Origin of the sequence: Chromobacterium sphagni (assembly GCF_001855555.1) — a bacterium.
GTDB classification, from domain to species: domain Bacteria; phylum Pseudomonadota; class Gammaproteobacteria; order Burkholderiales; family Chromobacteriaceae; genus Chromobacterium; species Chromobacterium sphagni.
The window spans coordinates 1012408-1025874 of the sequence record NZ_MKCT01000001.1 but is presented as its reverse complement, the minus strand read 5'-3'; the positions used below and the strand labels follow the sequence as shown (position 1 = coordinate 1025874).

The following is a 13467-nucleotide window of genomic DNA, read 5'->3' as shown; positions in this document are numbered from 1 at the left end:
CGGCGGTTTTTTCTTGTCCGCGTTCCGCGCGGCGTCCTTCTGCGCGCGGATGCCGGATTGCGCCGCCATGCCGGCTCCTGGCGCGCGGGCAGCGGCCCAGCCCCACACGCCCGCGCTCAGAACATGTCGTCCACCTGGATGCAGGCCTGCTGCAGCGGCTCCATCGCACCCTCCACCCGCGCTCGGTCCAGCCCCAGCCGCTCCAGCACCCGCTCCGGCAGGCTGACCAGCATGTCGGTCACGCTCATCTCGTTGCGGAAGCCCGACACCAGGAACGTGGCCAGGCCGATCAGCAGCGCGTACGGCGAAGCGTCCTCGTTCAGCAGGTCGTGCTGGTTGTAGATCGCCTCCTGGATCTCATCGGGGAAATTCCAGCGCCGCGCCAGCTCCGCCCCCAACTCGGTCAGGTCCATGCCCAGCAGCATGCGCTCGGTGCTGATGCGTTCGGCGCCTCCGGCGACGATCTTGTCGATCTGCTGCGCCTGCTCCGGCACCGCCACGTACAACACCAGCTCGCCGATATTCGCCAGCAGGCCGCAGGTATAGCCCAGCTGCGCGTCCCTTCCGGCCAGCTTGGCCAGTAGCTTGGCGGTGTTGGCCATGGCGAAGCAGCGCGCCCAGAACGCTTTCATGTCGAAACCGTGGATGCCCTGCGTGGCGCCGGTCACGCCGGACGCGATCACCAACACCCGCAGATTATCGAAACCCAGCAACACCACCGCGTCGTCCAGCGAACCCACCTTGCGGCTGCTGCCGAAACGCGCGCTGTTGGCCAGCCGCAATACCCGCGCAGTCAGCACCTGGTCATGTCCGACCTTATCCGTGATCTCGTCGATCGCGACATCGTTGCGATGGAAACTGGCCACCAACTCCTGCACCACCTTGGGCACCATAGGCAGCTTGCCCGACGCTTTCTCGAAGATCTCGGCTACTTGCATAACGCGCTCTCCCGCTCTGGCATTGGAGGTTTGAGCTTAGGCAATGGCACTGTGAAAGAAAGGGGAAACGTGTCCGATCGGGCGGGGAAATTGTCGCAACGCCGCATTCGCGGCGAAGAATGGGTTTTCCTATTTCCGCCGCGGCAACTATTTTTCAACATATGGGACACGCGGAGGCCTTTGACCCATCGCCGCGCCTCACTGTCCGGGTCGCCTCTCCCAGGGAGAAATCAATGCTGTATCAGCTCTCCGTCAAACAAAAGCTGTTGGCGGGCTACGGCCTGCTGATCCTGATCCTGGCCGCTATCGTCTTCACGGCCATCCTCAAGCTGGACACCATCCAGGCCAAGGAGCTGGAGATCACCGAGAACCGCTATCCCAAGGCCGCGCTGTGCAACAAGATCGTGCTGGTCACTTTCGATGTGGCGCGCAAGGTGCGCGACGCCATCATCGCCAGCAGTCCGGCGGAGATCGAGTCCGTCATCGCCAAGATCGAGGCGCTACGCGCCGAGAACACCGCCAGCCTGCAGGAGCTGGACAAGGCGCTGGTCTCGTCCAAGGGCAGGGAAATCTTCGACCGGGCGATACAGGCGCGCAATGTGCTGTCGGCGCAATACGCGCCGCTCTACGCCCTGGTGCGCGCCAACAAGGACGCCGAATCGGTGGTCTTCCTGAAGCAGCATTTCGTGCCGGCCAACGAGGGCTTCATGAAGGCCCTGAATGAGCTTGCCGCCTATCAGAACGACCGCGTGCAGCAGGCGACGGCTGAGAGCAAGACCGCTTACAGCCAGGCAGTGGGCATCATGCTGGCCGCCGCCGTCGCGGCGCTGCTGGTTTCCATCGTGGTGGCGCTGTTCATCTCCAATCTCGTGACCACGCCGCTGCGAAGGTCGGCGCAACTGGTGCGCAATATCCAGCAGGGCGACCTGTCCGGCGCCGACGAGGCGTTGCCGGCCTCCCGCGACGAAGCGATAGAGATCGCGCGCAACATCCAGCACATGCGCCAGGGCCTGCGCGAGGTGGTGTCCAACATCAAGGACAACGCCAACCAGGTGTCGGACTCCGCCCACGAGCTGGCCAGCATGGCGCAGCAGGTGGCCGGCGGCGCCCAGCGCCAGTCCGAAGCCACCTCCGAAGCCGCCGCCACTATTGAACAGTTGACCGTCAGCATCAACCATGTGGCCGACAACTCGAACGAAGCGTCGCGCCAGGCCAAGGAGGCCGGCGATCTCGCCGGGCGCGGCGGCCACGCGGTGCAGGCCTCGGTGGGCAAGATCCAGTCGGTCAGCGACGCGGTGGCCGCCACTTCGGAACAGATGCGCGGCCTGACCGGCGAGGTGCAACGCATCGGCAACATCGTCACCGTGATTCGCGACGTGGCCGACCAGACCAATCTGTTGGCGCTCAACGCCGCCATCGAGGCGGCGCGCGCCGGCGAGATGGGCCGCGGCTTCGCGGTGGTGGCCGACGAAGTGCGCAAGCTGGCCGAGCGCACCGCCAGCTCGGCGCAGGAAATCACCCAGATGATCAGCGCCATCCAGCAAGGCGTCACCAAGGTGGTGGGCAGCATGGAGCAGAGCCTGGCCAGCGTGGACGCGGTATCCGGCAGCGCGCGCGAGGCCAGCGATTCGATGGAGGAGATAGGCAGCAGCACCCAGTCCATCGTCGGCACCATAAGCAACATCACCAGCGCGCTGGGCGAGCAGCGCACCGCCAGCCTCAGCCTGGCGCAAAGCATGGAACAAGTGTCGCAGATGGCCGAGGCCAACAGCGCCACGGTGGAGGAGCTGGCCACCACCTCCAGCCAGCTCAATGCCTTGTCGCACGCGCTGCAAAGCGTGACCGAGCGCTTCCGGCTGTAGCGCCCAACCATCCACGGCTCCTAGGGGAGCCTCGCCGGGCAAATCGACGCAGGCCAGTCGCACGGCTGGCCTGTTTTCATGCAACCGCCGCCTGTCCTTGCGGCGCGGCGGATGGTTTCCTGCAATCATGCTGTGGCAAGCTGGCGGGGTCGCCAAATGGCCCCCCCTCATGAAAACATCGTTGCGAATCGCCGCCGCCCTGCTGACCGGCCTGATCTTGTGCGGCGCGGCCGCCGCCAAGACCATTAATTTCTCCGGCTACCGCTGGGAAGTGCGCAACCAGGGCAGCAGCGGCCCCGGCCCCAATGTCTGGAACGAGAACAACGTCTGGCTGGACGCCCAGGGCCAGCTGCACCTGAAGATCGCCCATCGGGGCGGCAAGTGGAGCGCGGCCGAGCTCTACCTGCCGCAGCGGCTGGGCTTCGGCAGCTACCAGTTCAAGCTGATAGGCCGCCCCGACCTGTTCGACGACAATATCGTGCTGGGCCTGTTCAACTACCCGACGCCGGACATCGGCCAAGACGGCAGCAACGAGGTCGACATCGAATTCTCGCGCTGGGGCGACGCCTCCTATCCGATCGGCAACTACACCGTTTATCCCGCCGTGGCCGGCGTGCAGCCGACCTCATCCACCTTCGATTTCCATCTGAACGGCGACTACAGCACCCATCGCTTCAACTGGAGCGCCAGCCAGGTGTATTACCAGTCGCTGCACGGCTTCCAAGACGGCGACCAGTACCAGATCGCCAGCTGGCGCTTCGCCCCGGCCGATGCCCAACAGCGCGTGCCGCAGCAACCGTTGCCGTTGCATCTGAACCTGTGGCTGTTCCAGGGCAAACCGCCCAAGGACGGCAAGGAAGTGGAAGTGGTGATCAAGGAATTCAAGTTCATCCCGGCGGCGGCGCGCTAGGCGGGAGAAGACCCGGCGGGCCAGGCGGACCGCCGCTGCGCGTCAATAGGCGAAGCGTTCGCGCAGATCGCCCAGGTTCAGCTCGTCCAGGATGGCCAGCTGGCGCGCGCGCGCGCTGGCCTTGCCCTTGCCGGTCTTCTTGGCGATGATCAGCTCGTTCTTCATCGAGTGCTCCCAGCCCACCAGCTCGGTGACGGTCAACTGGTAGCCGCGCGCCTCCAGCTGCAGGCAGCGCAGCACATTGGTCAGCTGGCTGCCGAACTCGCGGGTGTGAATCGGGTGGCGCCACAGCTCCGACAGCGGCGTCTTGCCGAAAGTCTCGTTCTTCTTCTGCCGCAGCATCGCCGCCACCTCAGCCTGGCAGCACGGCACCAGTACGATGTACCTGGCGTCCTTGGCCAGCGCGAAGCGGATGGCGTCGTCGGTGGCGGTATTGCAGGCGTGCAGCGCGGTGACGATGTCCACCTGCTCCGGCAACCGGTCCGAGGTGATCGACTGCTCCACGCTCAGATTGAGGAAGCTCATGCCGGCGAAGCCCAGCCGCCTGGCCAGCTCGTCGGACTTGTCCACCAGCTCCTGGCGGGTTTCCACGCCGTAGACTCGGGCGGCGGGCTTGTCCTTCAGGAACAGGTCGTACAGGATGAAGCCGAGGTAGGACTTGCCTGCGCCGTGGTCGGCCAGCGTCATGCCGCCCTTCTCCTCCAGCACGTCGGCCATCAAGGGCTCGATGAACTGATACAGGTGGTAGACCTGCTTCAGCTTGCGGCGGGTGTCCTGGTTGATCTTGCCGTCACGGGTGAGGATATGCAGCTCTTTGAGCAATTCCAGCGACTGCTGCGGTTTGATTTCGGGAATCAGGCTCATGGCGGCCTCCTGCAAAAACGAATGCCGCGATTGTAACAGAGCGGCATCCCATGCCGGACCGGACCTCCGCCCGACAGGCGGCGCCTCAGGGCTTGATCACTTCCTGCTCTATCACCTGATCCAGCACCCAGCGGATCGAAGCCGCGTCGGCCGGCGGATTGTCTACGTTGATTTCCTTGATCCGCAGCCGGTAGGCGACGCCCGGTTCCGGCTTGAAGCCCTCGATCTCGCCGTAGTGCAGTTCCCAAGCCTTGGACTTGTCCGCACGCACCTGCAGGCATTGCATCGGCGCCACGCTGACGCAGGCCTTGCGCTCCGGCGCGACGTAGATGAATTTGGTTTCGCCCTGCGGCTGACGCTCGAACACCAGCGCGTCCTTGCCGTCGGAAAGCGTCAGGCGCTGGCCGTCCAGGCTGGCCGCCATGCCGGCTTCCAGTTGCCGCGACAATTTGGCGTCGCGCTGCATCGCCTCCGGCGGGCACATCATCATGGTGGAAGCCAGATGCTCGGCGCGCAGCTTGCCGTCCTCCAGCGTGGCCGGACCGAACATGCCGTTGCAGCCGGCCTTGGCGAACAGCCGCTGCTGGTCGATGCGCAGCAGGGTGGCCTGCTCGCCGCCGTTGGTCTGTTTCCACTCGCCTTGCAGCTGGTCCAGGGTGGGAAGAACGGCCGGACGGGAGGGCGCAGCGGTGCCGGCGCAGCCGGTCAGCAAGGCCGCGCTCAAGGTCAACAGTGACAGGCGTTGATACATCATGGTTTCCTGATAAATAGACTAGGACGCGCCGCCGGCGCGGTGGTTCCTTCAATCGGCCAACGGCGTCACCGTTTCCCGGTACACCACTTTCATCAGTTGCAAGCCCGGCTGGCCGTCGGCGGCCGGCACACCCTGCAATTTCAGGTAATAGCGGCTGCCGGCCTCCGGCTCGAAACCGGCGATCGAACCCGCGTAATTGCGCCACGGCTGGTCCTCTCTGCTGCGCAGCCGCAGGCAGGTGGACGGCCCCGCGGCCGCGGCGCACGGCCGGCTGGCGACATACCAGTATTGCTCGCCCGGCGCCGGCAGCGGAGCCGCGGCGACCGCGGCGGGCGGTTCCGCCGCCGCGCTCTGCGCCGGCTGGCGCGCAAAGCGGTAGCGGGTCTTGCCAGCCATCAGGCTCAGGTGCTTGCCATCCTCTACCGGCAGCAGGCGGAACGGCGCGGCCAGCAGCGCCAGCAGCGCCTGTTCGCGCTGCATCACCTCCGGCGCGCACAGCTTGCGGGTGGCGGAAACCTGATGCTTGCCGTCGTCGTCTATCCCCAGCGTGAAGCGGTTGCAGCCGGCGAAGCCGCTGATGCGGCTGTCGGCTATGTTCAGCGTCGGCAACGGCGCGGCTTGCGCCGGCGCTTCCAGCCGCCATTCGGTGTTTTGCAGATTCGGCATCGCCTGGGTCGGCATCATCATGCTGCCGCTGATCAGGATGGAGCTGAGGATGGGCATGCGCGTTCCTTCTATTGTCCGGCTCGGATGGAGCATCGCCCGCCATGGGCGGGCGATGCGGGGACCTGCGGGCGGCGGACTCGCTATGCTGCGTTTTTCAGCAAGTCCTCCACCACCTTCTTGGCATCGCCGAATACCATCATGGTTTTATCCATGTAAAACAGCTCGTTGTCCAGTCCGGCATATCCCGTGCTCATGGAACGCTTGACCACGATCACGTTGCGCGCCTTGTGCGCCTCCAGGATCGGCATGCCGTAGATCGGGCTCTGCTTGTCCTTCTGCGCCGCCGGATTGACCACATCGTTGGCCCCGATCACCAGCACCACGTCGGTGGTGGAGAAGTCGGCATTGATCTCCTCCATCTCCAGCACCTGCTCATATGGCACCTCCGCCTCGGCCAACAGCACATTCATGTGGCCGGGCATCCGTCCCGCCACCGGGTGGATCGCATAACGGACATTGACGCCCTTTTCATGCAGCAGTTCCGCAAACTCCTGCAGCGCGTGCTGGGCGCGCGACACCGCCAGACCGTAGCCGGGCACGATCACCACCTGGCCGGCGTTGGACATCAGGAAGGCCGCATCCTCGGCGCTGCCAGCCTTGTAGGCCTTGGGCGCGGCCTGTCCCGCCGCGCCCTGGGCGGCCGCCTCGGCGCCGAAGCCGCCCAGCAGCACGCTGACGATGGAACGGTTCATCGCCTTGCACATGATGTAGGACAGGATGGCGCCGGAGGCGCCGACGCAAGCGCCGGCGATGATCAGCACCGGGTTGTTGAGCGTGAAGCCGATGCCGGCCGCCGCCCAGCCGGAGTAGCTGTTGAGCATGGAGACCACCACCGGCATGTCGGCGCCGCCGATCGGGATGATCAGCGTCACGCCCAGCACCAGCGCCACCGCCAGCATGGCGAGGAAGGCCGCCTGGCTGCCGCTGAGGAAATAGGCGGCGCCGAAGCCGCACATCGCCAGCGCCAACAGCAGGTTCAACAGGTGTTGGCCGCCGAAGCTGACCGCCCTGGCGCCGAAGCGGCCGGAGAGCTTGCCGTAGGCGATGACCGAGGCGGTGAAAGTGATGGCGCCGATGAAGGCGCCGATGAACAGCTCCACTTTTTGCACCGGCGAGTGGGTGACGCCCTCGTGGAAGATCGCCGCGACGGCGATCAGCACCGCGGACAGGCCCACCAGCGAATGCATCGCCGCCACCAGCTCCGGCATGCCGGTCATCTCCACCGTGCGTGCCTTCCAGCCGCCCACCAGCGCGCCGGCGGCGACGGCGACGGCGATCAACGCCATCACCGGCTTGTCCAGAATCAAGAGGGTGGTCAACACGGCGATGGCCATGCCCACCATGCCGTACAGGTTGCCGCGCCGTGCCGACACCGGGCTGGACAGGCCCTTCAGCGCCAGGATGAACAGCACTGCGGCCACCAGATAAAGAACCGCCGAAACATTCTGCATCGTTTATCCCCTGTTCTTTTTCTTGAACATGTCCAGCATGCGTTGAGTCACCAGGAAGCCACCGAAGATGTTGATGCTGGCCAGGAAGACGCCGACGGCGCCCAGCACCGAGGTGACGGTGAGCTGGCTGCCGCCGATATCCACGGTCTGCAGCAGGGCGCCGACGATGATGATGCCGGAGATGGCGTTGGTCACCGCCATCAGCGGGGTGTGCAGCGCCGGCGTGACGTTCCACACCACGTGGTAGCCGACGAAGACCGCCAGCACGAAGATGGTGAAGCTGGTGATGAAGGGATCAACCATGATGGGGCTCCTGTGCGGCGGTGGCGGAAGGCGCGGCGCCGAAGCGCTGCTCGCCCTGGTGGGTGAGCAAGGTGGCGGCGATCAACTCGTCGGCCAGGTCTATCTTCAGCCCTTCCGGCGCCAGCAACAGGCCGAGGAAGGCATGCAGATTGCGGGCGTACAGGCTGGAGGCGTCGGCCGCCAGCAGGCTGGCCAGATTGGCGTAGCCCACCAAATGAACGCCGCGGTCGCTTTGGTAGGCCTCGCCGAGACGGGTCAGCTCGCAGTTGCCGCCGCTTTCCGCCGCCAGATCGATGATCACCGAGCCCGGCTTCATCTCCGCCACCGTCGACGCCGTCACCAGCCGCGGCGCCGGCTTGCCGGGAATCAGCGCGGTGGCGATGACGATGTCGGCGTTGCGGGCATGCTTGGCCAGCAATTCGTTCTGCCGCTGCTGGAAATCCGCCGACATCTCGCGGGCATAGACGCCGCCGCCGGCGGCCTTCTCCTCGTCCGTCATCGGCACCTCGACGAATTTGGCGCCCAGCGATTCCACCTGCTCGCGGGTGGCGGGGCGCACGTCGTAGGCCTCCACCACCGCGCCCAAGCGCTTGGCGGTGGCGATGGCCTGCAAGCCGGCGACGCCGACGCCCAGCACCAGCACCCGCGCCGGCTTCACCGTGCCGGCGGCGGTCATCAGCATCGGCATGAAGCGCGGGTAGAACTGGGTGGCCAGCAGCACCGCCTTGTAGCCGGCGATATTGTTCTGGCTGGACAGCACATCCATGCTCTGGGCTCGGGTGGTGCGCGGCAGCAGCTCCAGCGCGAAAGCAGAAATCCGCCGCGCCGCCAGCCGCGGCAGCAAGGGATTGCCATACGGCGCCAACATGCCGACCAGCGCCGCGCCCGGCTTCAGCGCTTCCAGATCGGCGGCCTCCGGCATGTGCACCACCAGCGCGACGTCCGCCTGCGCCAGCAGCGTCTGGCGCTGCTCGGACAATCCTGCGCCGACATCGGCGTAGGCCGCGTCGGCAATGGCGGCGTGCAAACCGGCGCCGCGCTCCACCGTGACGACATGGCCGGCGCCGACCAGTTTTTTCACCGTGTCAGGCGTCGCCGCCACGCGGCGTTCACCGGCCAGCCGTTCGGCCGGGATGACGATATGCATCTGCGTGTCTCCTGGAAATGGATTGTGGAATCAGTATCTTGAACGGCCGCGCGGCACGGTTTAGAACAGCTGTTTGAAAAACATTAAAAGCATGCCGCCATCCATTATGCAAGCCATATATTGACTACCGTATATCGTCTGACAAACCGGATTCAACTAGGCAATATACCAAGCCATTGGCATGGCGCGGCGTGAAAACAGCGCGGTTTCGCCAGTTTCTTGCACAAAGCGATGCTGCGAGGCGATGCTTCGCGGCCAGAACGCAATTAAAATAAGACTTAACTGATATTTAAATTCACGAGGGCCGACCCTAGCGAAAGACATGCCGGACTGTAAAGCCGGGAAAGCCGCAAGAATCGCCGCGCCTTGCGCCAGATCAGCTGCGGCCCACTATCCTCGGCTCTTGCCGGACCGCCGGATTTGCAGACGGCGGATGCCGCGCCGCCGGCCGCTTGCTATGATCGCAACATCGCCCCTCCCCGCGCCCAGCCATGCTCCGTACCACTCCGCCTCCGCTGCCGGACTTCCGCAATCTCGGCGTGATGCTGCGCATCCTGCTGCTGCCCCTGCTGCTGCTGTTCGCCGACGGCTTGCTGACGCTCCCCGGGAACGAGCCGCTGTGGCCCTGGCTGCAAACCGCGCTGCTGCTGGTGCCGGGCAGCCTGCTGACGCTGGCCCTGCTGGCGGTGCTCGGCCCCTGGCTGGCGCGGCAACGGCTGGGCGCCTGCTGGGCGCTGGCCGTGACCGGCCTCAGCTTCGGGCTGTGCCAGTGGCGGCTGCAACTGGAGCCGGCGCTGGCCTGGCAACTGCCGGCGCTGGCCATGTTGGCGATGGCGCTGCTGCTGCATTATCTGTCGCTGCGCCAGCGCGCCTTGTCGCCGGCGCTGGCCGAAGCCAGGCTGGCGGCCCTGCAGGCGCGCATCCGCCCGCATTTCCTGTTCAACAGCCTGAACGCCGCCATCGCGCTGATCCGCTCGCAGCCGCAAAAAGCCGAGGCGGTGCTGGAGAACCTGGCCGATCTGTTCCGCGCCCAATTGGCCGACCCCGACCGCGCCTCGACGCTGGCGCGCGAGATCGAACTGGCCACCATGTACTTGGCGATAGAAACCGAACGGCTGGGGCCGCGGCTGACGATCAGCTGGCGCATCGAAGCCCCGCTCGACGCCATCCTGCCGCCGCTGATCCTGCAGCCGCTGGTGGAGAACGCGGTCTGCCACGGCGCCGAGCAACTGGCCGGCGAGGTCGAGATCGTCATCGGCGCCCGCCTCTACGGCGGACAATTGGAACTGGCGCTGGACAACCCGGCGCCGGACGCGCCGCCCAGGCCCGGCGGCAACCAGATGGCGCTGTCCAATCTGCGCGAGAGGCTGCAGCTGTTCTTCGATGCCGAGGCCTCGCTCGCTGGCGAAAAACGCGGCGACCGCTATTACACCCTCATCCGCCTGCCTTACCGCCGCGCCGACAAACCGGCGCCGGACGGCTAAGCTGGTTGCAATGCGAACCAAAAAAACGACAAGGGACAAGGAATGGAGAAAAACCGGCTGGAGGCGTTCAGCGACGGCGTGATCGCCATCATCATCACCATCATGGTGCTGGAGCTGAAAGTGCCGCACGGCACCGATTGGCGGTCGCTCGCGCCTCTGCTGCCGGTGTTCCTCAGCTATCTGCTCAGCTTCGTCTACGTCGGCATCTACTGGAACAACCACCATCATTTCTACCATGCCACCTGCCGCATCGACGGCCGGGTGCTGTGGACCAATCTGCATCTATTGTTCTGGCTGTCGCTGATTCCCTTCGTCACCGGCTGGATGGGGCAGAACCATTACGCGCCGTTGCCGGTCGCCCTGTACGGCATGGTGCTGCTGATGTGCTCGATCGCCTGGTGGATCATGCAAAAGTCGCTGCTGTGCCTGCCCGGCAACCGCACCCGGCTGTCCGAGGCGCTGGGCAACGACATCAAGGGCAGGATCTCGCCGGCGGTCTACCTGCTGGCGATCTGCCTCGCCTGGTACGAAACCTGGCTGTCCGGCCTGCTGTACCTGCTGGTAGCGTTATTGTGGCTGGTGCCGGACAAGCGCATAGAGAAGATGCTGTACGGCGCGGAGCAGCCCTAGGCGCGGCGTGGCACAGCGCCGCGTAATCGATTAGAATTCCGCCATCAGCCACCATGGAGGGTACGATGTACCAGTCCGAATTCACCCAGTTCATCAAAGGCTTCCTGGACAAGAACCCGGAAGTGGACAGCCAGCGCCGCGAACTGCGCCTGACCCTGTGGGACCGCCACCCCGACCTTGACGACCAGCGCCGCTGGAAAGAGTCGGACGTGCCGCAGAAGCCCTACGTCTACCAGCCGGACTAATCCGCCGCCGCCGGCCCCCGAACGCCCCCCGCGGGCGTTTTGTCATTCTGGAAGCCCCGTCATGACCAGCCGTACCGTGGCGCTAGACCGCGCCCTGCATGATTACCTGTTCAACATCGGCGTCGTCGAACATCCGGTGCAGCGCGAGTTGCGCGAGTTCACCGCCGGCCACCGCCAGGCCAAGATGCAGATCGCGCCGGAGCAGGGCCAGTTCATGGGCTGGCTCGCCCGGCTGATAGGCGCGCGCCGCTATCTGGAGATAGGCGTGTTCACCGGCTACAGCGCGCTCACCGTGGCGCTGGCCATGCCGGACGACGGCGAAGTGGTGGCCTGCGACGTCAGCGAAGCCTTCACCGCCATCGCCCGCCAGTACTGGGAAAAGGCCGGCGTCGCCGACCGCATCCAGCTGGCGCTGCAGCCGGCGCAGGCCACGCTGCGGCAATTGCTGGCCGATGGCCGGGCCGGCAGCTTCGACCTGGCCTTCATCGACGCCGACAAGCCGTCCTACCGCGACTACTATGAAGCCTGCCTGCAACTGGTGCGGCCCGGCGGCGTCATCGCCATCGACAATATCTTCCTGTCAGGCCGCGTAGTGGAACCCAAGCCGGAAGACCCGCCCGGCGTGCGCCTGATGCACGAATTCAACGCCGGCCTCAAGCACGACGCGCGCATCCACATGTGCGTGCTGCCGGTGGGCGACGGCCTGACGCTGTGCACCCGGCGCTGAGGCCGCGCATGAACTTTCGATGAATGGATGCAGTCAGAAACTTTTTGCCGCCAGCCTCGCCCAACGCGTCGATGCTATGATCGCCACTTGACCGAACCAATCCCGTACCCGTCATGCTGAACCGCCGTCCCCGCCGCCAGATGAACCAGATGAACGTCGTGCCCTATATCGACGTGATGCTGGTGCTGCTGGTGATTTTCATGGTTACCGCCCCGATGTTCACCCCGGGCGTGATCGACGTGCCCAGCGTCTCGCAGGCGGCCGCCATCGATGTCCGTCCGCTGGAGGTCACCGTGGACGCCGCCGGCAAGATCGAACTGATAGACGGCGAGCAGAAAAACCCCGTCGACTCGCTGGATGAGCTGGCCGGCCAGCTCAAGGCGCTGATCGGCGACGACAACCGCCCGGTGGCGATCTCCGCCGACGCCAACCTCAAATACGCCGAAGTGGTGAAGATCGCCGACGTGCTGCACCAGGCCGGCATCAAGCGCGTGGCGCTCACCGTCAAGCAGACGCCCAAGCAATGAGTTCGCAATCGTCAACTTCCCTGCGTCCATGGACGTTGATAGCTTCCGCGCTGTTTCATGCCGGCGTGATCGGCCTGCTGCTGTGGGGCGGCCTGCAGACCACGCCGCCGCCCAGCCCGGCGCCGCTGGCGCTGGAACTGTGGACCAGCGCGCCGCCGCCGCCCGCGCCGGTTGTCGCCCCGGCCACGCCGCCGCCGGCTCCTGCGCCGGCGCCCGAACCCCAGCCGGCGCTGGACACGCCCCCGGCCGAGGTGAACCTGGGCAAGGAACACCCCAAACCCAAGCCTGAAGCTAAGCCCGAACCCAAGCCGCCGGCCGAAATCAAGCCCGAGCCGAAAAAACCGAAGCGCGAGCCCAAGCCGGCCGAGCCGGAAAAGAAGATTCAGGAAAAAGCCAAGCCGGTGGAAAAAGCGCCGGAAAAGAAACCAGCCAAGCCGGCGGAGGCGCCGCCGGCGGCCAAGCATGGCCACAAACCGGCCAAGACCTACAACTCGGAAGCCGACGACCTGCTCTCCAGCCTGGACAGCAGCCGCAGCAGCGGCAAACCCAACGCCCGCAGCGACCAGGCCGGCAGCAAGCACGGCATCGACGGCGGGGCGGTCAACGGCTCCGGCGTCAACGCCGGCTGGATCGACCTGGTCAAGGCCAAGGTGACGCCGCTGGTACAGATTCCGCCCGGCATGCCGGGCAATCCGGCGGTGGTGCTGCGGATCACGCTGCTGCCCACGCTGGAGGTCAAAACCGTGCAATTGGTGAAAAGCAGCGGCCAAGCGGCCTATGATGATGCAGTGCAAAGAGCGGTATGGGAGGCGAAAACCTTCCCCAGACTGCCGGCCGGAGCCAATTTCAATGACGGCTACCGGACCTTTACCCTGACCTTCCGCCCGCACTGAGCGGAC

15 protein-coding genes are annotated in these 13467 nt (G+C 65.6%); 8 read left to right on the top strand and 7 right to left on the bottom strand.

The genetic code is table 11. The features are described 5' to 3' along the window. Positions 1–116 precede the first annotated feature (116 nt). The gene (locus BI344_RS05000) at positions 117–938 is read right to left on the bottom strand and encodes an HDOD domain-containing protein (RefSeq protein WP_071111818.1); all 822 of its coding nucleotides are present in this window, start codon (positions 936–938) and stop codon (positions 117–119) included. A 233-nt stretch (positions 939–1171) separates the two neighbouring features. Between BI344_RS05000 and BI344_RS04995 the strand changes: the two genes are divergently transcribed. Together BI344_RS04995 and BI344_RS04990 are read left to right on the top strand one after the other, a co-directional pair. Next, entirely contained in the window at positions 1172–2800 is a 1629-nt protein-coding gene (locus BI344_RS04995; protein ID WP_071111817.1) for a methyl-accepting chemotaxis protein, read from the top strand. 169 nt (positions 2801–2969) lie between these two features. Continuing rightward, positions 2970–3710 carry a glycoside hydrolase family 16 protein gene (locus BI344_RS04990; RefSeq protein ID WP_071111816.1) on the top strand — a complete coding sequence of 247 codons (741 nt, stop codon included), beginning with the start codon at positions 2970–2972 and terminating at the stop codon, positions 3708–3710. 42 nt (positions 3711–3752) lie between these two features. Here the strand turns inward: BI344_RS04990 and BI344_RS04985 are convergent, their stop codons facing one another. From BI344_RS04985 to BI344_RS04960, 6 genes are all read right to left on the bottom strand, one after another. Further along, positions 3753–4574: a class I SAM-dependent methyltransferase gene (locus tag BI344_RS04985; protein ID WP_071111815.1), complete on the bottom strand. Its 822-nt coding sequence runs from the start codon at positions 4572–4574 to the stop codon at positions 3753–3755. Positions 4575–4659: 85 nt separating this feature from the next. Next, positions 4660–5325: an META and DUF4377 domain-containing protein gene (locus tag BI344_RS04980; protein WP_071111814.1), complete on the bottom strand. Its 666-nt coding sequence runs from the start codon at positions 5323–5325 to the stop codon at positions 4660–4662. A 51-nt stretch (positions 5326–5376) separates the two neighbouring features. Beyond that, positions 5377–6051, bottom strand: a complete 675-nt coding sequence (locus tag BI344_RS04975; protein ID WP_071111813.1) for an META and DUF4377 domain-containing protein — start codon at positions 6049–6051, stop codon at positions 5377–5379. 83 nt (positions 6052–6134) lie between these two features. Further along, complete coding sequence (locus BI344_RS04970; protein WP_071111812.1) at positions 6135–7505, bottom strand: NAD(P)(+) transhydrogenase (Re/Si-specific) subunit beta; 1371 nt, start codon at positions 7503–7505, stop codon at positions 6135–6137. 3 nt (positions 7506–7508) lie between these two features. Next, the gene (locus BI344_RS04965) at positions 7509–7808 is read right to left on the bottom strand and encodes a proton-translocating transhydrogenase family protein (RefSeq protein ID WP_071111811.1); all 300 of its coding nucleotides are present in this window, start codon (positions 7806–7808) and stop codon (positions 7509–7511) included. Continuing rightward, positions 7801–8955 (bottom strand): Re/Si-specific NAD(P)(+) transhydrogenase subunit alpha, encoded by a 1155-nt coding sequence (locus tag BI344_RS04960; protein ID WP_071111810.1) that lies wholly within the window; start codon positions 8953–8955, stop codon positions 7801–7803. Before BI344_RS04960 ends, BI344_RS04965 begins: the two co-directional genes overlap by 8 nt. A 491-nt stretch (positions 8956–9446) precedes the next feature. On the opposite strand from BI344_RS04960, the gene BI344_RS04955 reads away from it, so the two are divergent. From BI344_RS04955 to tolA, 6 genes are all read left to right on the top strand, one after another. Beyond that, the gene (locus BI344_RS04955) at positions 9447–10439 is read left to right on the top strand and encodes a sensor histidine kinase (RefSeq protein ID WP_071111809.1); all 993 of its coding nucleotides are present in this window, start codon (positions 9447–9449) and stop codon (positions 10437–10439) included. A 42-nt stretch (positions 10440–10481) separates the two neighbouring features. Next, complete coding sequence (locus BI344_RS04950) at positions 10482–11069, top strand: TMEM175 family protein (protein WP_071111808.1); 588 nt, start codon at positions 10482–10484, stop codon at positions 11067–11069. Positions 11070–11134: 65 nt separating this feature from the next. After that, entirely contained in the window at positions 11135–11314 is a 180-nt protein-coding gene (locus BI344_RS04945) for a DUF3460 family protein (protein WP_071111807.1), read from the top strand. Between the two features lie 61 nt (positions 11315–11375). After that, entirely contained in the window at positions 11376–12041 is a 666-nt protein-coding gene (locus BI344_RS04940) for a class I SAM-dependent methyltransferase (protein WP_071111806.1), read from the top strand. 113 nt (positions 12042–12154) lie between these two features. Continuing rightward, the gene (locus tag BI344_RS04935; protein WP_071111805.1) at positions 12155–12568 is read left to right on the top strand and encodes an ExbD/TolR family protein; all 414 of its coding nucleotides are present in this window, start codon (positions 12155–12157) and stop codon (positions 12566–12568) included. Between the two features lie 35 nt (positions 12569–12603). Beyond that, positions 12604–13461 carry a cell envelope integrity protein TolA gene (tolA, locus tag BI344_RS04930; RefSeq protein ID WP_241499251.1) on the top strand — a complete coding sequence of 286 codons (858 nt, stop codon included), beginning with the start codon at positions 12604–12606 and terminating at the stop codon, positions 13459–13461. Positions 13462–13467 lie beyond the last annotated feature (6 nt).